This window comes from Pseudomonas sp. CFBP 5748 (assembly GCF_053850495.1).
Window position 1 is genome coordinate 211,588 of the sequence record NZ_JBSPTN010000003.1, and the last position, 24,276, is coordinate 235,863.

The following is a 24,276-nucleotide window of genomic DNA, read 5'->3' on the forward strand; positions in this document are numbered from 1 at the left end:
AGGAAGATGTCAAACGCCGATGCTGGGGAAACACCGGCGTTCGCTAAGACGCAACAGCGCTCAGCCAAGGCCTGCGACTAGCGCGCCGCTTGGCTCGTCAGGGAAAATCCGAAGGTATTGAGCCCATTCTTGCTGTGGGCAAACACTCGTCCACCGTGCATGGACGCCACGGCTCGCACAATGGAAAGCCCCAAGCCATGGTGCGCGTCGCTCCGGGCCCTGGCGGCGTCGGCGCGATAGAAGCGTTCGAATAAATGCTCCAGGTGCACGTTGTCGATGGGTTCGCCCGCATTGGAAACGCTCACCTCGGCCTGCATGCCATGACTTTCCAGGCGGACGATGATGACGCTCTGCGGCACCGCGTATCGCGCCGCGTTCTGTATCAGATTGGCGAGGGAACGGTGAAACAGGCGTCGGTCGATGCATACACGCATGTCGCCTTCGATCTCCACGCTCAGCTGTTTGTCGTGCAAGACAGGCTCAAGGTATTCCACGGTCTTCGACGCCTCTTCATAAAGCGAGACATCACTGAGCTCGGTCGCCCGCTGCCCACTTTCGGCACCCGCCAGAAACAGCATGTCATTGACGATAGTGCCCATCCGCTCCAGCTCTTCGAGGTTGGACTGCAACAGATCCTGAAGCTCATTCACGTCCCGCCCGTGGGCCAACGCAACCTGGGTCTGCCCGATCAGGTTGGTCAACGGCGTTCGCAGCTCGTGGGCCACATTGGCATTGAACCCTTCGAGCTGGCACCAGGCCGCTTCCTGGCGAGCCAAGGCGCCGTTGAACGACACCGCCAACTCCTGCAATTCGCTTGGCAGCGCCTCGGTGTCCAGTCGCTGCTTCGAATCCCCCGGCGGCAGGCTGTTGGCCTGACGGCTCAGGCGCCTGACCGGCCCCAGGCCAAAACGCGCAATCCAGTAACCGAGCAATGCAACCAGCACAACGCCCAGCGCCGAAATCAGGATCAGCGTCTTGGTGAACTGGTCCAAGGTCTTCATGAACGGTGTTGAATCGAGTCCCACAATAAAGCGCAACTCCGGCCGGCTACCCATGGCGGCAATGGTCTTGATCAGCAGCACCATGGGACGATCTCGGTCAGGTATCTCGACCGTGGAGAATCCATCCGGGCGCTTCGACCAATCCTGGCCGTCCGGCATGGCCCCGCCATAACTGTAGGCCGGGTCATCAACCAGGACCCAATAACGCACCCGCTCGTCCGTGGGCGTCAGGCCATCCAGCTTCTCACGCAAGCCGACCCAGAACGCCGGTGAATCGTACTTTGCAAGTACCGGATCGAGTACGGAATGGCGCAGGATCAGCTCGTTCTGCATCTGATCTTCGAGCGATTGCTTCAAGGAACAGCGCAACAGCGTCGCACTGACCGCGGTGATCAGCATGACCGAAAGCGCAAACATCAGGCCGAGTCGCCTGGATATCGATCCTTTCATCATGGCGTACCATTTTGCCTGCCATCGGCTTCGCGGCTTTCCAGTACATAGCCCATGCCACGGACGGTATGCAGCAGCTTGCGTGGATAAGGCGCATCCACTTTAGCGCGCACACGCTTGATCGCAACCTCGACTACGTTGGCGTCACTGTCGAAATTCATGTCCCAGACCTGTTCGGCGATCATCAATTTGGGAAGAATCTCGCCCTGGTGCCGCGCCAACAGGCTCAACAGACAGAACTCCTTGGCCGTCAGGTCCAGCCGCACCCCGGCCCGGGTGACCTTACGCGATTGCAGGTCGACCTCGAGGTCATCGATGCGCAAGTGCGTCGGGTCGGCCGTGTCGTCGGCGAAACGCCGGATTAATGCCTGGATACGCGCGACCAGTTCGGCAAATGAAAAAGGTTTGGCCAGGTAATCATCGGCACCCTCTCGCAGCCCACGGACGCGATCATCCACCGTGCCCCTTGCCGACAACATGATGACCGGGGTTTTCTTGTACAGGCGCAAGCCCTGGAGCACGCCGTAGCCGTCCTTGCCCGGCAACATGACATCCAGGATAACGACGTCATAATCCATTTCCAGCGCGTAGTGCAGGCCATCGATGCCATTAGTCGCGACATCAACGATGTAGCCGAGCTCGCTCAAGCCACGGTGCACATAAGAGGACGTCTTTTCTTCGTCCTCGACGATGAGCAAACGCATCGGGTAACTCCTCCGTAGAAGCGGCGCGGGTCGAGACAGACTTTTATCCATCTCACAAGGATCCTGGACAGGCTGTGTGCACCATTCCCCAGACTACAGAACAAAGGTGTCCTGAGCCTGACCGTTTGCTGACATTCTTGTCAGATAGGCCGGGGCTTTGAACCCGAGCTGATAGCAGATTTCCTTCGCGGAACTGCCCAGGGGAGAAAGCTAGCGCACAACTCGCGTCTTCGCGCACGAGGCTCTCTTAGCCCGACGATTTACATTTGTCATTCATGGGGCTGCGTCAGGGTGCTGTCGACGCTGCATATTCCACTCTGAGTCAGATCAATCCCAGACTCATCGCCTTGAGTGTGGCCGCTGCGCGGGTGGTGCATTGCAGCTTGCGGAACATGTTTTCGACGTGAGTGCGCACCGTACTCGGACTGATGCCAAGCTGCCGCGCCACCTCCTTGTTGCTGCCTCCCTCACTGATGCAGCGCAAGATTTGTGCTTCACGCTCGGAGAGCGGGCTGCTGCTTATTCTGGAGGCGGCCATGGCGCGCGTGCCCTCCTCGCTCAAGCTGGGTTGGCTGCGCAATGCCTGTAAGGTCAGTGTTGCAACCTGCAGCCGATAGCCGATCTGTACTGAATCGCCTTCGAAGCCGCGGATGTAGCCGCGGCCATCGAGCCGTTCATAAGACTGAACCGCCCTCTGAGCCGCCAACGAGCGTCCAACAGACTGGCCACAGGCAGGCGACGTCCAATAAGGCACCCCCACTTTCGTTTCAAAACCGTCGTCTGGAAGCGCTCCTGGAATGAGCCAGACATGATGAGCCGCCATGGCATGGCTCTCGGCATTGCTTGATAGGCAACTAAAACCGTTCAGGTCCATCATGCTCAGCTCCTGGTTATTTTATTCAATCTTGTTTGGCAGGTCCGTCGCTTAATCTTAAGTAGATTTGCTAAAAAGCGCGTTGCATCTTTTTGATCAAAATCAAAATAATATTTCTTCGATAATCGAATAAGTTATTTTTGTTTCGAATAAATGATATATCGCGCAATAAACAACTATCGGCGAATTGCGCTTGGTCTCAAATCAACCTTAGCGTCAGGGCTTTAAGGGTCGCAGCCGCACGGGTGGTACATTGAAGTTTACGGAACACGTTTTCCACATGGGTACGGACCGTGCTCGGACTGATGCCCAGTTGACGCGCCACTTCCTTGTTGCTTCCCCCTGCGCTGATGCGCCGTAGAATTTCGGTTTCACGCTCGGAAAGCAGGCCACCGCCAGGCTTGCAGGCCGTCATCGTTGTGTCCCCGCGCGCCGCCGCGATGACCGCCTGACAGGCGCGTCGGTCAAAGCGTCCCTGGTCCGCCTCCTCCAGCAATAGGTGGGCAGCATCACTCTGACTCAGGGCCGGTCGCCACGGTCGCTCGCTCAGCAACGCTTGCCAAGCAAGGGTTGCGGCAAGCAAGAGGTGTTCGCTTTGCAGCGCGTCACCGCTGAGACTGCGAAAGTAACCACTGCCATCCAGTCGCTCGTACGCGTGAGCCGCTATCTGGCCCGACACTGCCAGCGCCGGTATCTGGCCGCAGGCCCGCGACGTCCAGTAAGGCACCAACCGCACTTGCTCAAGATCGCCCTCCAATAACGCTCCCGGAATGTTCCAGACTCGATTGGGCACTGCTGCGCGGCCAATGCCATGGATGAGCGCCGCTTGGCCGAGATGGTCAACGGCTGATGCCGGCAGGCCGGAAAGCCTGGCGGCTTCGCGCACCAGCTCTGAGGAGCGACGCGAATAGCCCGACAGCCACGGGAGCTTGAGATCGATCACATCGCCGACCAGGGTCAGCGGCACCTGTGCGGTGGTTTCCCGTGGATCAACAGATTGTGGCGTGCGCAGTTGCTCCAACCAGTCCGTAGCGTGTTTCAACATTTCGGTGGCAAGCGCTGCTGGATAACGTCGGTCGCGCTTGCTGGTGATCCACTGTAGTGCCACCTCCAGGCCGTGGCTGCGGGACAGAATTTCCAGATCCCCTGCCAGCAACACCTGATAAACCACCTCCGGCACCTGCGGGTGACGCAGGCCGAACGGCCTTCCCTCCCCGTCGTATTGCTCGAACACATGACGCAGCCCGTGTTCGACTTCGGTTCTCAAGCCCAATGTATGGGCGATATCACCGGACACCTCGCAATGAATCTGTGCCAGCGGCGTGGACCTGCGCATCGCCCGCTGGCCCGACGCATTGAGGGTATGCGTCAGCATCGCGTTGCGGCCCTCGACGTCATCGCCCAGCAGCCGGGTGAAGCCCTCGGCATTGGCGGTGCAGCCTGACCAGCGCAGCAAGGCCACTTGGCGTCCGATCTCGGTGTGCTCGCCGGCGCCATTGCACGCCTGCGCGAGCATCTGCACCAATCGGGCGGTACGGCGCGACTGATCGAACGGCTGGCCCATGCTCAGGTCGCCCACCATGGACAACGCCAGAATGGCGTCTTCCAATTCGATACAGTCACCTGCCGACATGTCGTTTCCTCCGGGCATCCGATTGAACATTATTGATGGCCTCGGATAAATGACCGATACCTCAGCCGCCGAGTATCGCTGAAACTGCGCTCACCCCATACAGGAGATCGCATCATGTTCAAACCCAAGGCCCTTGCCCTCACTCTCGCCATGACCTGTTCGTTGTTCGGCGGCGCGGCCCATGCCGCGGCGCAGCAACCTTCTGTCGTCATCGTCCATGGCGCTTTCGCCGACGGGTCCGACTGGGGCAAGGTCGTCCCGCTGCTGCAGGCGGAAGGCATCAAGGTCACCGTAGTACAAAATCCGCTGACCTCGCTGGCTGACGATGTCGCCGCCACGCAGCGTGTACTGAACAACCAGGAGAACGACGTCGTATTGGTCGGCCATTCCTGGGGCGGCACCGTCATCAGCGAGGCTGGCACCGACAAGAAAGTACGCAGCCTGGTGTACGTCGCCGCGTTCGCTCCGGATGCCGGTCAAGCCAGTAAAGACCTGGGCAAGGACTACCCTGCTCCGTCCGGCGTGAAAGACATCGCCGCCGACAAAAACGGTTTCTTGTACATGACCGCCGAGGGCATGGCCACCGGTTTTGCCCAGGATCTTTCCGCCGAGCAAACCGCGGTAATGGCCGCGACGCAAGGGCCGATCCGCGCCTCGGCATTCGATGACAAAACCAGCGTCGCGGCCTGGAAAGGCAAGCCATCCTGGTACGTCGTGGCCAAGGAAGACCGGATGATTCAGCCTGATCTGCAGCGGGCTTTCGCCAAGAAGATCGGTGCCAAGGTCACCGAAATCGAAGCCAGCCATGTGCCGCAACAATCGCGCCCGGCCGATGTTGCAAAAGTCATCATCCAGGCTGTTCAGAAGAGCCAGTAATCCCAGGCCCCTCCTGCGCTGAGGTCGAGGGAAGTGCGCTGCACCTGGATGCTTGCCACCGCTAGCCATAGCGCGAACGGTAGTCGAACAGCCAGACGCAACGTACTTCCCTGCCCTCGCGAGATTCACCGCATGTTCGCCTCTGCACCTGGCTTGCCGCCCTATTTCCAAGGGCTGACGGCCGCTCACCCACTCGATCGACTCATCAACCTGGCGAACGATGACACTCCGCCCAAGGGACCTGCTCATGCCTATGAATTCCGAGCTGAAAAAACATCATTTCGATTTTATCGTCTGTGGAGCGGGCACTGCCGGCTCCGTCGTGGCTGGACGGCTGGCCGAAAACCCCGAGGTCGAGGTATTGCTCATCGAGGCCGGGGGCAGCGATGAACACCCCCACGTCCTGGAGCCGGGGAACTGGCCCCTGAACCTTGGCACCGAGCGCGATTGGAACTTCGTGGGTGCCGCAAACCCTCATCTCAACGACAGGAAAATCCCGCTGAATATGGGCCGCGGGTTGGGTGGTGGGTCCAGCGTCAATGTCATGTTGTGGGCCCGCGGTCATAAAAACGATTGGGAAGACTTCGCGGCGCACAGTGGTGATCCTGCGTGGAGCTACGCGTCGGTCCTGAAGATTTATCAACGCGTGGAAGACTATCGGGGCACCTGCGATCCAGCCCGTCGCGGCCAGGGCGGCCCGGTTCATGTCGCGCCTGTGCGAAACGCCCAACCGATTGCGAACGCCATGATCAGTGCGGCTGCCGGAATGGGTATACCTGCTTTTGACAACCCGAACGGCGCCATGATGGAAGGCCGCGGAGGTGCGGCGCTGAACGATCTCATCGTCAAGGATGGCCGGCGTCATTCCATCTACCGCGCATACGTCGCGCCACGCTGTGGCCAGCCCAACCTCACGGTCTTGACTGATACGCTTGTCAGTCGCGTGCTATTCAGGGACCAACGCGCCATCGGCGTGCAAACCATAAACAATGGCCATACCGAGTGTTTTTACGCCAATCACGAAGTCATTCTGTCACTGGGAGCGGTCAACACGCCTAAGGTCCTGATGCAATCAGGCGTGGGGCCGGAGGAAGAATTGCAGCGCCATGGCATTCCGGTCGTCCAGCCTCTCCCCGGTGTTGGCGCCAATCATCAAGACCACGTGTCCTTTGCCGTTATTTTCGAATACGCGACGCCACAAGCGGTGGGTTACGGCGGCTCGGAGGCGACGCTCTACTGGAGCAGCGAAAGCGCTTTGCACCTCCCGGACATGTTCCACTGCCAGGTCGAATTTCCAGTGCCCAGCGCGGAGACCGCCTCACTCGGCGTTCCCGCACATGGCTGGACAATGTTCGCCGGCCTTGCCCACCCGGAAAGTCGCGGACGGGTCAAGCTCAGCGGCCCGAATGTGACCGATGTCCCCATCATTGAACCCAACACGCTGTCCCATCCGGCCGATCTGCGCAACGCGCTGGAAAACATCCGTTTTGTTCAGGAACTGGGCGCGCAGGCCCCCTTCAAGGGCTTGATAAAAAGTGAAAGCCTGCCTGGAAAACTGACTACCCAATCGCTCGAACACTACGCGCGCAACGCGGCGGTTACTTACTGGCACCAATGCGGTACGGCAAAAATGGGCCAGGACGCGATGTCCGTGGTCGATGGTCAACTGCGGGTCTACGGAGTCCAGGGTCTGCGCATTGCCGATGCTTCCATCATGCCGCATGTGACGAGCGGCAATACGATGGCCCCGTGCGTCGTGATCGGTGAGCGGGCCGTGGAGGCTATACGGTCCACTTACGACATATGAGCTTCGTGCATGCGCCCGTGACCCTGTTCATGCCAACCCGCTAAGGGCTGCTTCCTGCTGCCAATGGTTGAATGTTGGCACGGGCCAAATCGATAAACGCCTTGAGCGCTGCCGAAGGGTTGCGCCGGTTCGGGTAATACAGGCACAAGTTGTCTCGCACAGGCGTCCAGTCCTCCAATACCCGCTCAAACGCTCCGGTCTCGATTTCGGCTTGAACGTCCTGTTCCATGAAAAAACCGAGGGCCACGCCTGTCCCGACTACTGCCTTGGCGAGGCCAGGCTCGTCCAGCGTGAATTGGCCGTTCACATCCAACCGGATGACCTCTCCATCGCGCTCCAGATACCACGGAAAAATGGCGCCGTTGGGTAGGCGGACCCGTAAGCAGTGATGTGTGAGTAGATCGGTTGGAGCCCAAGGTCGGCCGTGCACCTCGAAGTACGCTGGCGAGCCCACGATGGCGTAACGTTGCGGTCGGCCCAGCGGGATGACAATCATGTCGCTGGGCACCAGATTGGCAGATCGCACCCCGAGGTCGAATCCGCCCTCGACAATGTCCACGAGGCGCCCTTCGGTCACCAGATCGATATGCACCTTTGGGTAACGCCGTGAAAACTCCAGCATCAGCGGCATCAGGGGAGTCCGAGCGGCACTTGCAAATGCATTGATGCGCAAGACTCCCGAAGGTCCGACATTGTGAGAGCGCACCGCCTCGAGCGCAGCGCGAACATCCTGTAGCGCCGGCCCGACTTGCTCCATGTACAGCCTGCCGGCCTCGGTAAGAGACACGCTGCGTGTGGTGCGATTGAAGAGCCGCGTTTCAAGGTTCGACTCAACCTTGGCGATGGTATTGCTCAATGCAGTCGTGGAAACGTTCAGGTCGATAGCGGCTTGTCGAAACGAGGCCCGGCGCGCCACGGCCGTTACCGCCTCCAACTCATTGAGCCCTACACGAAGATCCGGCATTTGATTGTCCTGCTTATCGGGATTAGCCATTACGTTTATGCCAGTTGAGCAAACTATCCCGTGGACGGCAAGATCATTGGGTGTCATCAATTCACCCGTCATAGATGGAGATTACGCCATGAATCTTGATTTGAAAGGCAAGCACGTTCTGGTCACCGGCGGCACCAAAGGTGTCGGTAAAGCGGTTGTGGAGCTGCTGCTCGACGAAGGCGCAAGGGTGCTGACCTGCGCTCGCCAGGCAAACATCGAAATGCCGCCAGACCTGTGCGTTCCGGCTGACCTGTCGACCCGGGAGGGTTGTGAGACCTTGGTGGCCGCAACCAAGCGAATATTGGGAGATGTCGACATCATCATCCATGTACTGGGTGGCTCATCGGCACCGGGTGGCGGCTTTGCTGCACTGGACGAGGAACACTGGCAACGCGAGCTCGATCTGAACCTGTTTCCGGCCGTGCGCATCGACCGTGCCTTGTTGCCGGGCATGCTCGAACGGAACGAGGGTGTCATCATCCATGTGACTTCCATTCAGAGCCGGCTGCCTCTGCCTGAAGCAACGACCGCCTACGCGGCTGCCAAGGCTGCGCTCTCGACTTACAGCAAAAGCCTGTCGAAGGAGATCTCGCCAAAAGGCGTGCGTGTTGTCCGGGTATCGCCGGGGTGGGTTGAAACCGAGGCGTCGGTCGCCTTGGCCGAGCGCTTGGCGAAAGAAGCAGGTACCGACTACGAAGGCGGCAAGCATCTGATCATGAAAGCGTTAGGCGGTATTCCACTCGGCCGTCCCTCAAAACCTGCGGAAGTGGCGAACCTCATTGCCTTCCTGGCTTCGCCTCGCGCGGCCTCCATCACGGGCAGCGAATTTGTCATTGATGGCGGCACCATTCCAACGGTTTCATAAGAGGTGTGGGGCGGCTTCGGCTGTCCGCCCCCAGCCTTCAGGCAGCAAATTCATCGCTCATGACGCCAGCTTCTAACGCCAATCCAGATACCGAAACAGCTCCTCCTCCTGGTCAAAGTGCAATCGCACAAGCGTGTCCAGGCGAATCAACTGATGCTGGATCTGATCAGCGGAAGTTACCGTGGGTTGGGTGCCGAAGTCGCTGCTCATGCGCGCCAGCAAATGGATAAGACGAAAGATTTCCCGGTGGACATGACTCATTGTCGACAAGGGATCTTCTCCCTGCATGTTTCGCGTCAGCAGTGGATAGAGAGTGTTTTCATCTTCACGCTCATGCTGCTCCAGTAACGTTTGCAGTTTGTGGACCAGTTCGAACAAATCGCGCTGTGCCTGCTCTAGTGGACGCTGAGAAAAGTCACTGGCCAACCGATGCAGATCACTCAGGACGCTGGCGAGTTGCTGATGTTCGTCTTGCAGGCGATCGATTTGCTCTGCGCCAAGTTTTCTCTGTCTCTTGCCCCGTAATGGGCCTAATGCGCGCAAGGCGTTAATGATGATCACCACGTCGATGCCTTCCTGGACTACGGCGCCAATCAGCGGCGGCAAATAACCGAGGGCCGCCACTGCCATGGCCAGCAACGACAGTCCCATACCGACGAGTACACCTTGGCGGGCGATATAACGGGTCCGCCTGGCGATGTCCAACGCCTCGACGAGGCGATCCAGCCGATCAACCAACAGCACGACACCAGCCGCCTGCGCAGACGCAATGGCCCCCTTCGCGCCCATGGCCACGCCGACATTGGCCGCCGCCAGTGCGGGGGCGTCGTTGATGCCATCGCCAACCATCAGTGTGCTGGCATGCCGGCTACCTTGCTGTACGGCACGCACTTTATCCTCTGGGCTCAACCCGGCGCGCAGTTCGTCAATGCCCGCGGACAGCGCGATCATTTCGGCGGTTTCCAGCCGATCTCCGGTGAGCATGACAATTTTTTCGATCCCCCTGTTGCGCAGTCGACGCAATGTTTGTGGGGTTTCGCGGCGAACGTTGTCCGAAAAAAGCAGCAGGCCAGCGAGCTTCCCATCCACCTCAATGAAGCTTCCACTGCACGCCAGGTAATCCATGTGGCGCAACATGGCGGCGGCCCAATCGGTTTCGGGCGTTTCTTTATGAGCATAAGCCAACGTACCGAAACGTACTTGGACACCATCGATTCGCCCACACAGCCCAGATCCGGGAGTTTCTTCCACGTCCTGCGGGACTGCGAGGGGCAATTGGCGCTGTTGCGCCGCTTCAACAATCGCTTGGGAAACCGGGTGCGTTGAGGCCTGTGCCAGCGAAGCGGCCAGGCCGAGCAGGCGCTGTGGATCTTCCAAGCCGTTGACTTCTATCGACTGCAGGCGGGCATGACCGCTAGTCAGTGTCCCCGTCTTGTCGAGAAACACTTGCTTGATCCCGGCCAACGCCTCCAGGGTTACGCCGTCCTTGATCAGGATGCCCCGTCGCGCAGCCCTTGAAATACCCGACATGATGGAAATGGGGACCGCCAGGATCAAGGGGCAAGGCGTAGCCACCACCAGAACCGCTAAAGTTCGCAAGGGGTCTCCACTCATTAGCCAGGCCGCGACAGCAAACAGCAATGTCAGTGGAATGAAAAACAATGCATAGCGATCGGCCAAACGCACGAACGGTGCACGCGAACGCCGTGCCGTCTCGGCCAGCCGCACGATCCCGGCATAAGTGCTTTGTGCCGCTGTTTGCGTGGCTATGAGCAGGATGGGCGCACCGACATTGGCGATGCCACTGGACACTTGCTCACCTTCCCGACGAGTCACGGGCATCGATTCGCCGTTGAGCGCCGACTCATCCAGCGTGGCGGCAAGGCTCAGCAGGCGTCCATCGACAGGCACTACCTCGCCTAAGCGTACCAACAGGGTCTGATGCGGCTGGATTTGTTCAACGGGGATCTTGCGCAGGCCCCCCTCCTCCTGCAGCCAGGCAAAACGCGGCGCCCGGTCGATGAGTGCACGAAGTTCGCGCTCAGCCCGCTGCCGGGTGAAAAACTCCAGGGTGCGCCCGCTGGCGAGCATCAGGGCAATCACAGCGGCTACCAGCGCCTGTCCAAGCACCAAGGCAGCCGTCATGGACAGCAGTGCTATCAGGTCGACGCCCGCCTCGCGGCGGGCCAGTCGTTGCATGACTTCCACCAGCAGCACCGCGGTCATCACCAACGTTCCGGTGGACCAGCAAAGCGTTGCCCATCCAGGTCTTTGCGCCAGGTGTGCAGCGCCCCCCACCAACAGCGTCAGCGCGGTAAACAGTAATAGAACCGGGCCCAGCCATTTGTCGAGCATTGAAGGGAGTCTCTGGAAAAACGATTCGGGCCTTATTTTCTGACAATGCCCATGTCGATGAGGACAGCGGACTGGGATGGATACCCCGAGGCTATCTCAAGTGATCACTATCTTCTGGGGGGATTGCGCCTTTATTGACAAACCTCAATCAATCCCGTTGGGCGCGGTGTATGAATAATCCAACAACGAATACAGAGACGTTAGCGCACTGAGTCGAGATGCCTGCGCCAACGATTTCGGACGGTTTGGCGCCGGGTATGACACGAGCACCATGCCGTCAGCAGCAATCCACTCTTTTCGAGGATGATGTTCATGAACTCACCTTCGCACAAAATGATGGAGAAGCTTTATGGCAAGCAACATTACGTTGACAGGGAGCATATAGCCCCTCTGTTGCGTCAATACGCTGAGCCACTGCCGGACCTGGACTCCCCCGCTTTTGCCCAGATGTTTGATCGCTACGCTGATGCGCGCGTGGTGATGATCGGCGAGGCGAGTCATGGGACCAGCGACTTCTATCAAGCCCGGGCTGCGATTACCCAAAGACTGATCGAGCGGCACGGGTTCAATATCGTCGCGGTTGAAGCAGACTGGCCGGACGCCGGCCATGTCGACCAATACGTCCGGGGATTTGCGCATACGGCGTGGAAGCGTCACATCTTCAGCCGATTTCCGACCTGGATGTGGCGCAATCGTGAGGTGAAGGCGTTCGCCCACTGGCTACACCGCCACAATCACCAACAAGATCCCGACCGTCGCGTCGAGTTTCGTGGCTTGGACGTCTACAGCTTGCGCAACTCCATCCATGAAGTGCTGGACTATCTGGATCGGGTCGACCCGCATCTGGCTCAAGAAGCCCGGCGGCGTTATGGCTGTTTGACCCCGTGGCAGGATGAACCCTCGCTGTACGGCCACTTCGTCGAACGTGGAGGTGTAATGCCCTGTGAACAGCCGGTGGTCGAGCAGCTCAATGTCATGCTGGCTGAACAATTGGCCGGTCTCATCCGCAACGATGAGTCATTCTTCAATGCGACGCAGAACGCCCGGGTGGTCATGGCGGCGGAACAGTATTACCGCGCGATTTATCGAGGGTCGACGGCCTCCTGGAACCTGCGTGACCGGCACATGTTCGATACATTGCGGGCACTGCTTGAGCACCGGGGCCCACAAGCCAAGGCAGTGGTATGGGCGCACAACTCCCATATCGGCAATGCGGGCGCCACGGAAATGGGTTGGAAGGGGCAGTTCAACATCGGTCAACTGTGTCGAAGCGCCTTTGGGCGCGATGTCGTTCTGATCGGCATGGCCACTGATCGAGGCCAGGTGGCTGCCGCCGATGATTGGGATGGCGAGATGCGGATCAAGGACATCCGCCCCTCGCGACCGGACAGTTGGGAGCATCAGTTCCTCAAGGCCGGTATCGCTGCATCGCTGACCGATTGGCGAGACCCGCAGCGAAAAGAGCTACGCCGAGTCCTGTCTACCCCCTTGCTGGAGCGGGCCATCGGGGTGATATACCGCCCCGAAAGCGAGCGTCTGAGTCATTACTTCGAGTCGGTGCTGGCTGAACAATTCGACGCCATGATCTGGATCGAACAGACCAAGCCGGTCAACGCGCTGCCACTGCCGAAAAACCAGCAACTGGAACCGGAAGACGAAACTTATCCATTTGGCGTGTGACAACGAGTGCAGGTCCTTCGGGAGTGGGGGCCTGCGGGTATTTTCGAACACAACCCATGGAGCGCGGACAGGAGAAGACAATGACGATCCTACTAGCAAGTCAGCGGATGCGCCTGTATGACAGTAATGAGCTCGATGACGTGCTGCAGGCAATGGCGCGCAAGGCTGCGACCATGCTGCCGCCGGCTCACGCCGCACTGATTGGCATCCAGCGTCGGGGCGAACCTTTGGCCCAACGATTGCGCCAGTACATTGCGCATCATACCTGCCAGCCGGAACTCCCTCTTTACCCCCTGCAAGTCAAGCGCTACGCCGACGACCTGCAAGTGCTGCATACCTACACGCAATTGACCGATAACCCGGCCCTGGGCAGGCTGGACCTTGCCAATACCACCTTGCTGGTGGTTGATGATGTGCTCTTCGAAGGCCATTCGCTACTGCGTGCTTGCGCGTACTTGGCGCAACTGGGGGCTCGTCGCGTCTACACTGCCGTACTGGTCGACCGGCATATTTGCCAGCAACCGATCCGGGCCGACATAGTCGGCGTGCATCTGCAAGTCGCCGCCACTGACATCGTCGAATGTAACGTGCCGCCCTTCGAACAGGTGTTTTGCATTGAGGTGGTACGACACGGTGCCGCCCGCTGACAGTGCAACAGATCCGCGGCAACGCGGTAAAACTCACAGGGACACGTGCCATTGAGCTGAGGTGCGTTTTTCGGCTGCCTCTAAGGAGTCCTGCATGTCTACCCTGCCCCCGCTTCTTTTTGCCCTGCGAGGCAGCGAGTCCTATAGTGCCCGGGTTGCGCAATGGCTTGGCTGCGCTTTGGCGCGCCACGAGGAGCGCGACTATGAAGACGGCGAGCATAAATGCCGACCGCTGGATCCGGTAAACGGCCGCGAGGTCGTGGTGTTCCATGGCTTGTATGGTGACGACCAGCAGAGCGCCAATGACAAGCTGTGTCGCCTGCTGTTTTTCTGCGGTGCCCTCAAGGATGCCGGTGCGCGCCGGGTGCAGGTGGTGTCACCTTACCTCTGTTACGGGCGCAAGGACCGCCGCAGCCAGCCTCAGGACCCGACCATCACGCGCTATGTGGCCGCGTTTTTCGAAGCCAGTGGCGTGGATCAGCTGATCACCCTGGAAGTGCATAATCCGGCCGCGTTCGACAACGCGTTTCGCATGCCTGCGTGGAATCTGCAGTGCACGGAACTGTTCGCCGGGCATTTCGCCACACTAGTGGGCAACGATGAAGTGGTTGCCGTTTCCCCGGACTCAGGGGGCGTTAAGCGGGCCGAGTTGTTTCGTCAGGCCTTGGAGCGGCTATTGGGACGTTCGGTCGGCAGTGCGTTGATGGAAAAACATCGTGCCCATGGCTCGTTGACGGGCACCCTCTTGATAGGCGATGTCTGCGGTAAGACAGCCATCGTGTTCGACGATCTGATCAGCACGGGGGATACGCTCAAACATGCTGGCATAGCCTGCCAGAAGGCTGGAGCCGGGCGCTTGTTCGCCGCCGCTACACACGGTTTGTTTACTGCTGGCAGTCAACTGTTCGACCAGCCAATCTTCGAACACATCGCCATCGCTGACACCGTGCCGCCGTTCCGCCTGCCTCCTGACTGTGTGACACGTCACCTACGGATACTCGACAGCACCGCCCTGGTCGCTTCTTTGCTGGCGGAAAACGGAGCATTTGATTGCGCCTGAGCGGACGCCTCCTGGCCGCGCCCCAGTGTACGGCGCAGCGCATTGGCCCCTGCCCTGTCAGCCAATCCAACGGACCTCTGGTGCCTTGTGCGTGACGGGCGCTGGCGCGGACTTCGGATGGCCAACGATACGGCTGTAGATCGCCTGGCCAAGATCCATGGGGGCGGACCTCAAGGGGTTTGCTTCAAAAAATCGTCCAGCCAAGAGGATTTGCTGTTGATTTAGATAAGGTCAGGGCGCCGGGTACTCGAAGGTCATTGTTTCTGGCCCCCAAGTCCCGCCAAGTAACGTGCGGCAGCTACCGCGTCTGCATCAGACAGTGCGTGCTGGGCTGTTTTTTGCAGCACATTGATCTGGTGAATCACGTACTCCGCGTGTTGTCCCGCCACCCGGGGCACCCGGCCTTCGCCCTCGCCGTCAGTACCGTGGCATGAACTGCATCGGGCGACGCCGGAGTCGGGTATACCCCCGCCGTAGATCAATTCACCGCGCGCATCAAACACATCGGTACCAGCCTGCATCGGACGCTGACTGGCAAAATAGTCGGCCAGTTCGGTGATCTGGACCTCAGTCAAATGGGTGAAGCCGCGCATGTACTGAGTCCCGGCCTTATCACTACGTACATGGTTTTTAAAGTCCTTCAGTTGCAGTTGAAGGTATTCTTTTTGCTGACCGGCCAACTTGGGGAACATCGGCGACACGGACTCGCCCGTCAGGCCGTGGCACAAGGAGCAAACCTGATCCGCCATGGCGATACCTGACATGGGCAGCGTTTCTTGCGCCGTCTCCTCGTTCGTACTGGTACAGCCCACGAGCGCAGTCAGGCAGAGGGCAAGAATACGCTTTGATCGGTATGTTTCCATGGTCTGTGCCCCTGGCGTTCAGATGACCAACCACATCGGATCACAACTGGCTGACCAAGGAGGAAGCTTTTCCGTCTGGCCTGAGGGCCGTCACGAGGATTCCATGGACAGATGTTCTGCAAACCAGTCGCCCGCCAGCCTGGCGACCTCCTCAAGGGCTCCGGGCTCTTCAAAAAGATGTGTCGCGCCAGGCACGATATCCAGGCGCTGGACACAGCGCAGTGCTTGACTGCTCTGGCGATTGAGCCTGACCACCAAGGGGTCCTGTGCGCCGACGATCTGCAATGTGGGCGCCCTTACTTGGGACAGTGCCGGCCCGGCCAGATCGGTCCGTCCTCCCCGACTGACCACCGCGTACACCGCATCCGCTCGCTCGACCGCCGCCAACAGCGCGGCGGCGGCCCCGGTGCTCGCCCCGAACAGGCCGATGCGTAGTGATCGCAATGCTGAGTCATGACCAATCCAGTCGATCACCCTGACCAGTCGCTTGGCAAGCAGGGGGATATTGAAACGTAGCTCCCCGGTCAGGTTATCCAGCCGTTGTTCGGAAACCGTAAGCAGATCAAACAGCAGCGACCCCAAGCCTCGCTCGGCCAACGATTCTGCGACATATCGATTACGCGGGCTTGATCGACCGCTGCCGCTACCGTGAACGAAAACCACCAACGCGCTGGCGCCCGGTGGTAGTCGCACATCGGCAGTCAACTCAGCATCATCCAAGTCCAACTGTCGAGATTGAAGTTCAAACATCACCATCCCCTTCAGGGGGAACGCCAGCAGACTCCCGCTGCCAGGCGCGTTGCAGCAATTGAATCACCTCTTCGTCCGATGTCTGGGTGAAACTCAAGTACCAATAGCCGATCGAGATCATCCACTCGGGCATGATCGGGCAGATCACTTCATCGACTTCGCTGCGCAGCGCTTCTACCGTTTCAAGTGGCGCAACCGGTACGGCGACAACGATGCGAGCAGGCGCTTGTCTTCTCACCGCGTGTACCGCCGCCATCATCGAGGCCCCCGTCGCCAGGCCATCGTCGATCAGGATCACCACTTGATCCTTGAGTTGCACCGGTGGGCGGTTTCCCCGATACGCTTGCTCACGACGCAACAACTCTCGGGTTTCCCGCGCGAGCACCGCATCGAAACTGGCTCGATCAATCGGATGGGACCGCAGTGCGTCTTCATTGAGGATCTGAATGCCGCCACTGGCAATGGCGCCCATTGCAAATTCCTCATGGGAAGGAACGCCAAGCTTGCGCACCAGCATCAGGTCCAGGCGAACCTGCAAGGCCGTGGCCACTTCATAGGCCACTGGAACGCCACCACGTGGCAAGGCGAGAACGATAACATCAGCCCGATGTGCATACTTGAGCAATGGCTCAACCAGCCCTCGACCTGCCGCAGCGCGGTCCTGCAAGGTGGTTTGCAATGAGGGACTCTGTGTCATGAAAGCCTCCCCAGGCGATTCGGCCTGTCGTTTCGTTACCCTTTCTTCACCAGACTGCCGGAATGCCGCAAGCGCTACCGGGTCGGGCGCCGACGTTGATTCAGCCTGCGCTGTTGCTTACACCTGGGCGTTGATTTATATCAACTCTGCGCGCAACGCCGTTCAACTCGCAGGGTGCCTGGACAGCGGCTTATTCAATCCGCGTGGCGCTATGCGTTATTGCTGCGCCGCCATGCCAGTCCTTCCAGGTGCTATTCGGGAAACGGCGGCTGGGCAGGTGATTCCTTTTCCGGAATATCGGTCATGGCTGCCTCGGTCAACAACAAGATGCTGGCAACGGAAACGGCATTTTCAAGGGCGATACGCACCACCTTGGTCGGGTCAATGATGCCGGCTTCGTACATGTCCACATAGTCATTGGAGGACGCATCGAAACCAACGTTGCCGGACTCTGCCAGCATGCGCGCCACCACCACGCCGGCGTCCACCGCCGAGTTTTCCGCGATGACCCTGGCCGGCGCCTCCAGCGCCCTGCGCAGAATCTGCAACCCGGTCCTGGTATCGCCCTCATGTCGGGTCTCCTCGGCCGCGATCACTGCAACCGCCTTGAGCAGCGCCAGCCCCCCGCCTGGGACGATGCCTTCGGCGATTGCCGCTCGGGTCGCGCAGATCGCGTCGTCCAACGCATCTTTACGGGCCTTCATTTCCGCCTCCGAAGGCGCCCCGACCCGGATCACCGCGACGCCGCCGGACAACCTCGCGAGCCTTTCCTGAAGCTTTTCGCGGTCGTAATCGCTGCTGGTGTTGTCCATTTGCGCACGGATCTGTTGTGTCCGTGCCTCAATGGCCGCGCGTGTGCCAGCTCCGCCAATCAATGCCGTGCTGTCTTTTTGCACCACGACGCGATGGGCCCGCCCTAGCTGGTTCAACTGCACCTGTTCGAGGGTGATTCCCAACTCGTTGGACACCACCGTAGCACCGGTCAGGACCGCTATGTCCTGGAGCATTTCCCGGCGGCGGTCACCAAAGCCTGGTGCCTTGATCGCCACTGCGCGCAGTACCCCGCGGATCTGGTTGACGACCATGGTGGACAAGGCCTCACCTTCAATGTCGTCGGCGATCAGCACCAGGGGTTGTCCACTTTTGGCAATGAGCTCCAGCAGCGGGAGCAAATCCTTGAGCGCTCCAATCTTATGGTCACAGAGCAGCAAGTAGGCATCATCGAGTTCGACCTGCATCTTCTCGACATCGGTGACGAAATAGGGTGAGACATAACCCCGGTCGAACTGCATCCCTTCCATGACCTCCATCACGGTTTCGGTGGTCTTGGACTCCTCGACACTGACAACACCTTCAACCCCGACCTTTTCCAGCGCATCTGCAACCAGTTGGCCGATGACGGCATCGTTATGCGCCGACAGCGCGGCAACCTGGGCCTTTTCCCTGGGCGTGCTGACCGGGCGCGATCGGGCTGCGAGATTTTCCACAACTAGCGACAGCCCGCGATCCAAGCCACGCTTGAGGTCGATCGCGCTGGCCCCCGCGACAACGTTGCGAATGCCGTCGGCCAGGATGGCATGGGCCAGCACTGTTGAGGTACTGGTCCCATCCCCTACCGCGTCCCCCGTGCGTTCCGCGGCCTGACGCAGCATTTGCGCGCCCAGGTTTTCCCCGGGGTCTTGCAGGTCAACACGTTTGGCAATCGTCACGCCGTCATTGCAGACCGTTGGATTGCCCCACTTATTCTGGATCAACACTGATTTTGATTTCGGACCCAGCGTCACCCGTACGGCATCCGCCAACTGCGTGGCGCCATCCAGGATTTTCTCGCGGGCCGCAGCACGAAATACGATTTTAGTGTGAGCCATCAGCGTGTTCTCCTGAGGCGGGCTTTAACAAAGGTGTTTTTTGCAGTTTCTATGAAGTGGCCGGCTCCACGTTGACTTTTATCAACAAAGACACGATGCCAACGTCCTTCGCCAACTGCCCCTTGGCGCCAGGATGACCGACTGCCTGCTGTTGCCCCGAAGTTGACAAAAATCAACCCGTGAGACGGGAAACCGAGTCCCAATGAACCGGTGTAATCCACGGTCTGTTCACTGGACGAAAATGGTCAGGTATCCCGATCCAAGTCACAGCTGAACGTGGAACCTTTTTTCCATTTCAATGTTCGGGAGAAACGCATGGACAAGTATCAGGAGAGCCAAAAGAACAAGCTATTCAAGACATCCCCCCATGATCCCTACTGCTTGCAAAGGATCGAAGGTTCAGCTGTCTGCTCGCAATGTGGCGCGGTGTACCAAGCCGGCAACTGGACCTGGAGTCGCCCTGAAAATACGGTGGTTCATAGTGCGCAAGAGATGACATGCCCGGCCTGTCGGCGCATCCATGACAATATGCCCGCAGGTACGCTCACGCTATCAGGCAGTTTTTTGCAAAAGCATCGGAATGAAATCATCCACCTGATGGAGCACACCGAGGAGAAGGAAAAAACCGATCACGCCTTGGAACGCATCATCAAGCTGACCGACTCGGCCGGTGAGCTGATCGTGACCACTACCGGTATCCACCTGGCCAGCCGCCTGGGGCATGCACTGGAGAGCGCTTTCAAAGGGAAGTCCGACTACCGGTACAGCGAAAATGAGTATGGAGTGAGCATCCATTGGACACGTAACAAATAGACCCAGGGGCAGTCGCCTCGACACGGAACGTCGAGGCGCGCATCCATGATTCGACCGATCCGAGGCCAGTACTCATCCGTCTGGACGGGGATGCCCTGGTGTGCCAAACGTTGGAGTGAGCATGCACTTTTTAGCCTTGGCGGTGGACTTTGACGGGACCACTGCCGAACACGGTAGCGTTTCACCAGAAGTCTGTGCGTCGCTCACTGCCCTGAAGAACAGCGGCCGCAAGTTATTGCTGGTGACAGGCAGGGAGTTGCAAGCGCTCAAGCATCAGTTTGCGCAACTGGAGCTGTTTGACCTGGTGGTCGTAGAAAACGGCGCGCTCTTGTACGATCCGAAGACAGACACCGAGGAGCTCATCGCCGATCCGGCTTCTACCGATTTGGTTGAGCGCCTACGCGAAAAGGGCGTCTCGCCGTTGTCGATAGGCCGCTCGGTTATCGCCACATGGCACCCGTTTGAGAACGCGGTGAGCGCCAGCATTCGCGAGCTCGGCCTTGAGCTGCAGATGACGTTCAACAAGGATGCGATCATGGTGTTGCCGCCTTGTGTGAACAAAGCGTCGGGCCTTAATGCAGCCTTACGGCGACTGGGTATTTGCGCGCTGAATGTGGTGGGCGTGGGCGATGCAGAAAACGACCACGCCTTCCTATCGATCTGCGGTTGTTCTGCGGCAGTGAGTAATGCCATCGCATCGATAAAGTCCAGCGCTGACCTGTGCCTCAGTCATGATCATGGCCGAGGGGTCTGCGAACTGGTGGACATGCTGCTGGAGAAAGACGCCGCTCTGGTTCCGGTCGAACGCATCGGAATCCAGTTGGGCCAGACCACCCATGCACGCAAGGTATGGCTCGCCCCAGAGTCGGTGATGTTGATTGTTGGAAATTCAGGTTCTGGCAAATCCAGCTACATCACCTGGCTGACAGAACGCATGGTCCAGGCTCATCAGGATTTTTGCATCATTGATCCAGAGGGTGACTACCTGACCCTGGATGATGCGGTCACAGTGGGGGCCTTGAGCGCTCCTCCGACCACAGAAGAATCGGTGCATCACCTTTTGCAGGCGCAACTCAATGTGGTGGTGAGCGCCCTTGCCCTCGATCCGGCGGCACGGGTGCGACTGTTTGGCGAATTGCTGCCTTTTATCCAGCACCTACGCAACGCTTCAGGTCGCCCCTACTGGTTGATCGTGGACGAGGCTCATTACATGCTCCCCCATTGTGCGGATTGGCCCCCCGGTTTCCTCGGGGACATCGGCGCAATCATCGTTGCCCTCGACTTCGACCAGGTATGCCCGGCACTTCTCGAGGAGGTTGACGTGCTAGTGACACTCGGCAGCACCGCTCGGGAATTGGTCGAGCAGTTCGCCAAGCGTATACAGCGCCGCAGTCCCGAGTTCCCGGAGCGCTCACAGAGCCTTGAACATGCCTGCCTCTGGAACCTTCGCGAGGGCGAAGAGGTGGTGCTGCTCGATCAGGTCCAGCCCATTCAAAAGCACCATCGCCACAGCGGCAAGTACGTCGCGGGGGATGTCGGTGCATGGCATTCATTCCACTTCCCTGCACTGGGCCAAAGCGCCGCGAACCTGAATGAATTTCTGTCCTTGTCCACGCAGCTTGCAGACCCGGCGCTTCGCAGGCACATGGATGCCGGGGACTTTTCCAACTGGTTCCGACAAGTGATCCGGGACGATGTGCTTGCTAACAAGACACGTGTGGTTGAAACAGACACAACCCTGACACCCAAGGAGGCGTTGAGCCAGGTCACGTGGCTTGTGCAGTCGCGCTATCACCTCTAATGCCCCCGCAGCCCCCTTTCCAACTCAGATTCGCGCCATTTCTTATACTTTTTTAGAATTATATAAATAGCTAAAGAAACTAATAAAAGACCTTCGGTCACCTATCTTAAAAGCTTGAAACCTCTCAAGTTCCGGTTGAATAGAGAGGATTACGAGGCCGATATGGAGATCACCTTCGTGGTGGATATGCAGCAATTGTTGGACTCGACTTCCCCTGCCCCTTCCTATGGCGACACCTTAGGGTACGTCGCCGTCTTCCCTACGGCTGACTGACGCCCGAACACGAGCCACAGGAAGTCGTTTATGGCAATCACGCAAAACAACCGCTTGGTGCAGGTCGACAGTCCGCTCGGTGGCGATGTCCTGCTGCTACAGAACATGGACGGCAGCGAGGAGCTGGGGCGATTATTCCACTACGAATTGGACCTCACCTCCGAAGACCGGGCGATCACGTTTGACCAGTTGCTGGGCAAGCCGATGGGCCTGACCCTGGAGCTGTATGACGGCGGCAAGCGCTATTTCCACGGCATTATCAGCAGTTGCCGGCAACTGACCGGCCATGGCCAGTTCGCGGGGTACCGCGTCAGTCTAAGGCCCTGGTTCTGGCTGCTCACGCGCACCTCCGACTGCCGGATTTTCCAGAACAAGACGGTGCCGGACATCATCAAGCAGGTGTTTCGCGACCTCGGCTTCTCTGATTTCGAAGACAGCCTCAGCGGCAGCTACCGTGAGTGGGAATATTGCGTGCAGTACCGCGAAACCAGCTTCGATTTTGTCAGCCGGTTGATGGAGCAGGAAGGCATCTATTACTACTTTCGCCATGAAAAGTCGCGGCACGTCCTGGTGCTGGCCGACGCCTATGGCGCTCACTCCACGGCGGCAGACTATGAGTCGGTGCCCTTCTATCCGCCCGATCGACAAATGCGCGAGCGCGATCATTTCTACGATTGGCAACTTGCGCGGGAAGTGCAGCCCGGTTCGCTGGCGCTGAACGACTATGACTTCCTGCGCCCCCGCGCCAGCCTTGAGGTGCGCTCCAGTGTGCCGCGCAACCACAGCAACGCCGACTACCCGCTGTATGACTACCCCGGTGAATACGTCCAGAGCAACGATGGCGATCACTACGCGCGTACCCGCATCGAAGCCATTCACAGCCAGTTCGAGCGTGTGCAGTTGCGCGGCCGCGCCCGCGGGCTGGGCTCCGGGCATTTGTTCAATCTGACTGGCTACGACCGTGCGGACCAGAACCGCGAATACCTGGTGGTGGTCGCGCGTTATCAGATTCGTCAGGAAGCCTATGAAAGCGGGCAGTTGGACCTGGCCGAACAATTCGTCAGCGAGTTGGACTGCATGGATGCCAACCAGACTTTCCGGCCCCTCCCCCTGACCCCCATGCCCATTGTCCGCGGGCCGCAGACCGCCGTAGTGGTGGGCCCCAGTGGCGAGGAAATCTGGACCGATCAATATGGTCGGGTCAAAGTGCATTTCCACTGGGATCGCCATGACCAATCCAACGAAAACAGCTCCTGCTGGATTCGCGTGTCCCAGGCCTGGGCCGGGAAAAACTGGGGCTCGGTGCAGCTCCCGCGCATTGGCCAGGAAGTGATCGTCAGCTTCCTCGAAGGCGACCCGGATCGGCCGATCATCACCGGCCGCGTCTACAACGCCGAACAGACCGTGCCCTACGCGCTGCCGGCCAATGCCACCCAGAGTGGGGTGAAAAGCCGTTCAAGCAAGGGCGGCTCACCGGCCAACTTCAATGAAATCCGCATGGAGGACAAAAAAGGCGCCGAGCAACTGTTTATCCACGCCGAGAAGAACCAGGACATCGAGGTCGAGAACGACGAGACCCACTGGGTCGGTCATGACCGCAGCAAGACCATCGACAACGACGAAACCGTGCACGTCAAACACGACCGCACCGAAACCGTCGATAACAACGAAACCATCACCATCGGTGTGAACCGCAAGGAAAAGGTCGGCAACAACGAAACCATCTCCATTGGCGTGAACCGCACCGAGGATGTCGGCAGCAACGAGAAAATCACCATTGGTGCCAATCGCACCGAGCGCGTGGGCAGTAACGAGACCATCACCATCGGTGCCGACCGCACGGAAAAAGTCGGTGCGAACGAAAAAATCAGCATCGCCAGCAACCGCACCGAGGACGTGGGTGGCAACGAGACCATCGGCATCAGCGGCAACCGCAACGAAACGGTCCAGGGCAACGAAGGCATCGAGATCAACGGCAACCAGAGCACCCAGATCGGCCAGAACGAATCCCGCGACGTTGCCCAGAACCGCAACACCAGCATCAAGCAGAATGACAGCCTGGACGTTGGCAAGCATTTTTCCCTGACCGCCGGCGACTCCATCAGCCTGACCACGGGCGCAGCCAGCATCACCATGAAGAAGGACGGTACCATCGTGATCAGCGGCAAGAACATCACCATCGACGGATCCGGCGCCATCAACATCAAGGCCAACAAAAACGTGGTCGTCAAAGGCCAGAAAATCCTGCAGAACTAGCCACGGAGT

19 protein-coding genes are annotated in these 24,276 nt (G+C 59.0%); 9 read left to right on the plus strand and 10 right to left on the minus strand.

Annotation, left to right across the window (positions count from 1 at the left end; translation table 11 throughout):
- Positions 1 to 77: 77 nt before the first annotated feature.
- The 4 genes from ACWNZ1_RS08590 to ACWNZ1_RS08605 all read right to left on the minus strand — a co-directional run bounded on the left by ACWNZ1_RS08590 (position 78) and on the right by ACWNZ1_RS08605 (position 4,662).
- Positions 78 to 1,454 (minus strand): heavy metal sensor histidine kinase, encoded by a 1,377-nt coding sequence (locus ACWNZ1_RS08590; RefSeq protein WP_320109820.1) that lies wholly within the window; start codon positions 1,452 to 1,454, stop codon positions 78 to 80.
- A complete protein-coding gene (locus ACWNZ1_RS08595; protein WP_135845479.1) occupies positions 1,451 to 2,155 on the minus strand; it encodes a heavy metal response regulator transcription factor in 705 nt (234 codons plus the stop codon). Before ACWNZ1_RS08595 ends, ACWNZ1_RS08590 begins: the two co-directional genes overlap by 4 nt.
- A gap of 322 nt (positions 2,156 to 2,477) precedes the next feature.
- Positions 2,478 to 3,032 carry a LuxR C-terminal-related transcriptional regulator gene (locus ACWNZ1_RS08600; RefSeq protein ID WP_256452878.1) on the minus strand — a complete coding sequence of 185 codons (555 nt, stop codon included), beginning with the start codon at positions 3,030 to 3,032 and terminating at the stop codon, positions 2,478 to 2,480.
- 196 nt (positions 3,033 to 3,228) lie between these two features.
- Entirely contained in the window at positions 3,229 to 4,662 is a 1,434-nt protein-coding gene (locus ACWNZ1_RS08605) for an HD domain-containing phosphohydrolase (RefSeq protein ID WP_256452879.1), read from the minus strand.
- Between the two features lie 114 nt (positions 4,663 to 4,776).
- On the opposite strand from ACWNZ1_RS08605, the gene ACWNZ1_RS08610 reads away from it, so the two are divergent.
- On the plus strand, positions 4,777 to 5,538 hold the full coding sequence (locus ACWNZ1_RS08610; protein ID WP_135845482.1) for an alpha/beta hydrolase: 762 nt from the start codon (positions 4,777 to 4,779) through the stop codon (positions 5,536 to 5,538).
- A gap of 247 nt (positions 5,539 to 5,785) precedes the next feature.
- Positions 5,786 to 7,345 carry a GMC family oxidoreductase gene (locus tag ACWNZ1_RS08615; RefSeq protein ID WP_256452881.1) on the plus strand — a complete coding sequence of 520 codons (1,560 nt, stop codon included), beginning with the start codon at positions 5,786 to 5,788 and terminating at the stop codon, positions 7,343 to 7,345.
- A 40-nt stretch (positions 7,346 to 7,385) separates the two neighbouring features.
- On the opposite strand, the gene ACWNZ1_RS08620 is transcribed toward ACWNZ1_RS08615, so the two are convergent.
- Positions 7,386 to 8,309, minus strand: a complete 924-nt coding sequence (locus tag ACWNZ1_RS08620; protein WP_256454399.1) for a LysR substrate-binding domain-containing protein — start codon at positions 8,307 to 8,309, stop codon at positions 7,386 to 7,388.
- Positions 8,310 to 8,427: 118 nt separating this feature from the next.
- Here ACWNZ1_RS08620 and ACWNZ1_RS08625 point away from each other — a divergent pair, with 118 nt between their 5' ends.
- Entirely contained in the window at positions 8,428 to 9,204 is a 777-nt protein-coding gene (locus ACWNZ1_RS08625; RefSeq protein WP_256452882.1) for an SDR family oxidoreductase, read from the plus strand.
- A gap of 72 nt (positions 9,205 to 9,276) precedes the next feature.
- Here ACWNZ1_RS08625 and ACWNZ1_RS08630 read toward each other — a convergent pair whose 3' ends face one another.
- Positions 9,277 to 11,559: a heavy metal translocating P-type ATPase gene (locus ACWNZ1_RS08630; protein ID WP_256452883.1), complete on the minus strand. Its 2,283-nt coding sequence runs from the start codon at positions 11,557 to 11,559 to the stop codon at positions 9,277 to 9,279.
- 312 nt (positions 11,560 to 11,871) lie between these two features.
- Here ACWNZ1_RS08630 and ACWNZ1_RS08635 point away from each other — a divergent pair, with 312 nt between their 5' ends.
- From ACWNZ1_RS08635 to ACWNZ1_RS08645, 3 genes are all read left to right on the plus strand, one after another.
- Positions 11,872 to 13,239, plus strand: a complete 1,368-nt coding sequence (locus ACWNZ1_RS08635) for an erythromycin esterase family protein (RefSeq protein WP_280943997.1) — start codon at positions 11,872 to 11,874, stop codon at positions 13,237 to 13,239.
- A gap of 80 nt (positions 13,240 to 13,319) precedes the next feature.
- Positions 13,320 to 13,886, plus strand: a complete 567-nt coding sequence (locus tag ACWNZ1_RS08640; protein ID WP_135845486.1) for a phosphoribosyltransferase family protein — start codon at positions 13,320 to 13,322, stop codon at positions 13,884 to 13,886.
- A gap of 94 nt (positions 13,887 to 13,980) precedes the next feature.
- Positions 13,981 to 14,946, plus strand: a complete 966-nt coding sequence (locus ACWNZ1_RS08645) for a ribose-phosphate diphosphokinase (protein ID WP_280943998.1) — start codon at positions 13,981 to 13,983, stop codon at positions 14,944 to 14,946.
- Positions 14,947 to 15,200: 254 nt separating this feature from the next.
- Here the strand turns inward: ACWNZ1_RS08645 and ACWNZ1_RS08650 are convergent, their stop codons facing one another.
- From ACWNZ1_RS08650 to groL, 4 genes are all read right to left on the minus strand, one after another.
- On the minus strand, positions 15,201 to 15,809 hold the full coding sequence (locus tag ACWNZ1_RS08650; protein ID WP_280943999.1) for a c-type cytochrome: 609 nt from the start codon (positions 15,807 to 15,809) through the stop codon (positions 15,201 to 15,203).
- 90 nt (positions 15,810 to 15,899) lie between these two features.
- Positions 15,900 to 16,559 (minus strand): dienelactone hydrolase family protein, encoded by a 660-nt coding sequence (locus tag ACWNZ1_RS08655; RefSeq protein WP_135845488.1) that lies wholly within the window; start codon positions 16,557 to 16,559, stop codon positions 15,900 to 15,902.
- Positions 16,552 to 17,256 (minus strand): phosphoribosyltransferase, encoded by a 705-nt coding sequence (locus ACWNZ1_RS08660; RefSeq protein ID WP_135845489.1) that lies wholly within the window; start codon positions 17,254 to 17,256, stop codon positions 16,552 to 16,554. Before ACWNZ1_RS08660 ends, ACWNZ1_RS08655 begins: the two co-directional genes overlap by 8 nt.
- A gap of 251 nt (positions 17,257 to 17,507) precedes the next feature.
- Positions 17,508 to 19,124: a chaperonin GroEL gene (gene groL, locus ACWNZ1_RS08665; RefSeq protein ID WP_135845490.1), complete on the minus strand. Its 1,617-nt coding sequence runs from the start codon at positions 19,122 to 19,124 to the stop codon at positions 17,508 to 17,510.
- Between the two features lie 315 nt (positions 19,125 to 19,439).
- Between groL and ACWNZ1_RS08670 the strand changes: the two genes are divergently transcribed.
- The 3 genes from ACWNZ1_RS08670 (at position 19,440) to ACWNZ1_RS08680 (ending at position 24,267) form a co-directional block, all read left to right on the plus strand.
- On the plus strand, positions 19,440 to 19,937 hold the full coding sequence (locus ACWNZ1_RS08670) for a BCAM0308 family protein (protein ID WP_256452887.1): 498 nt from the start codon (positions 19,440 to 19,442) through the stop codon (positions 19,935 to 19,937).
- 121 nt (positions 19,938 to 20,058) lie between these two features.
- Positions 20,059 to 21,738, plus strand: coding sequence for an HAD-IIB family hydrolase (locus ACWNZ1_RS08675; protein ID WP_280944001.1), 1,680 nt, complete (start codon positions 20,059 to 20,061; stop codon positions 21,736 to 21,738).
- A gap of 303 nt (positions 21,739 to 22,041) precedes the next feature.
- Positions 22,042 to 24,267, plus strand: a complete 2,226-nt coding sequence (locus ACWNZ1_RS08680) for a type VI secretion system Vgr family protein (protein WP_280944002.1) — start codon at positions 22,042 to 22,044, stop codon at positions 24,265 to 24,267.
- The last annotated feature ends 9 nt before the right edge of the window (positions 24,268 to 24,276 follow it).

Excerpts from the sequence above, each read along its gene's own strand:
- ACWNZ1_RS08590 (WP_320109820.1), bottom strand. The coding sequence starts at position 1,454 with ATGATGAAAGGATCGATATCCAGGCGACTCGGCCTGATGTTTGCGCTT.
- ACWNZ1_RS08595 (WP_135845479.1), bottom strand. The coding sequence starts at position 2,155 with ATGCGTTTGCTCATCGTCGAGGACGAAGAAAAGACGTCCTCTTATGTG.
- ACWNZ1_RS08600 (WP_256452878.1), bottom strand. The coding sequence starts at position 3,032 with ATGATGGACCTGAACGGTTTTAGTTGCCTATCAAGCAATGCCGAGAGC.
- ACWNZ1_RS08605 (WP_256452879.1), bottom strand. The coding sequence starts at position 4,662 with ATGTCGGCAGGTGACTGTATCGAATTGGAAGACGCCATTCTGGCGTTG.
- ACWNZ1_RS08610 (WP_135845482.1), top strand. The coding sequence starts at position 4,777 with ATGTTCAAACCCAAGGCCCTTGCCCTCACTCTCGCCATGACCTGTTCG.
- ACWNZ1_RS08615 (WP_256452881.1), top strand. The coding sequence starts at position 5,786 with ATGCCTATGAATTCCGAGCTGAAAAAACATCATTTCGATTTTATCGTC.
- ACWNZ1_RS08620 (WP_256454399.1), bottom strand. The coding sequence starts at position 8,309 with ATGCCGGATCTTCGTGTAGGGCTCAATGAGTTGGAGGCGGTAACGGCC.
- ACWNZ1_RS08625 (WP_256452882.1), top strand. The coding sequence starts at position 8,428 with ATGAATCTTGATTTGAAAGGCAAGCACGTTCTGGTCACCGGCGGCACC.
- ACWNZ1_RS08630 (WP_256452883.1), bottom strand. The coding sequence starts at position 11,559 with ATGCTCGACAAATGGCTGGGCCCGGTTCTATTACTGTTTACCGCGCTG.
- ACWNZ1_RS08635 (WP_280943997.1), top strand. The coding sequence starts at position 11,872 with ATGAACTCACCTTCGCACAAAATGATGGAGAAGCTTTATGGCAAGCAA.
- ACWNZ1_RS08640 (WP_135845486.1), top strand. The coding sequence starts at position 13,320 with ATGACGATCCTACTAGCAAGTCAGCGGATGCGCCTGTATGACAGTAAT.
- ACWNZ1_RS08645 (WP_280943998.1), top strand. The coding sequence starts at position 13,981 with ATGTCTACCCTGCCCCCGCTTCTTTTTGCCCTGCGAGGCAGCGAGTCC.
- ACWNZ1_RS08650 (WP_280943999.1), bottom strand. The coding sequence starts at position 15,809 with ATGGAAACATACCGATCAAAGCGTATTCTTGCCCTCTGCCTGACTGCG.
- ACWNZ1_RS08655 (WP_135845488.1), bottom strand. The coding sequence starts at position 16,559 with ATGTTTGAACTTCAATCTCGACAGTTGGACTTGGATGATGCTGAGTTG.
- ACWNZ1_RS08660 (WP_135845489.1), bottom strand. The coding sequence starts at position 17,256 with ATGACACAGAGTCCCTCATTGCAAACCACCTTGCAGGACCGCGCTGCG.
- groL (WP_135845490.1), bottom strand. The coding sequence starts at position 19,124 with ATGGCTCACACTAAAATCGTATTTCGTGCTGCGGCCCGCGAGAAAATC.
- ACWNZ1_RS08670 (WP_256452887.1), top strand. The coding sequence starts at position 19,440 with ATGGACAAGTATCAGGAGAGCCAAAAGAACAAGCTATTCAAGACATCC.
- ACWNZ1_RS08675 (WP_280944001.1), top strand. The coding sequence starts at position 20,059 with ATGCACTTTTTAGCCTTGGCGGTGGACTTTGACGGGACCACTGCCGAA.
- ACWNZ1_RS08680 (WP_280944002.1), top strand. The coding sequence starts at position 22,042 with ATGGCAATCACGCAAAACAACCGCTTGGTGCAGGTCGACAGTCCGCTC.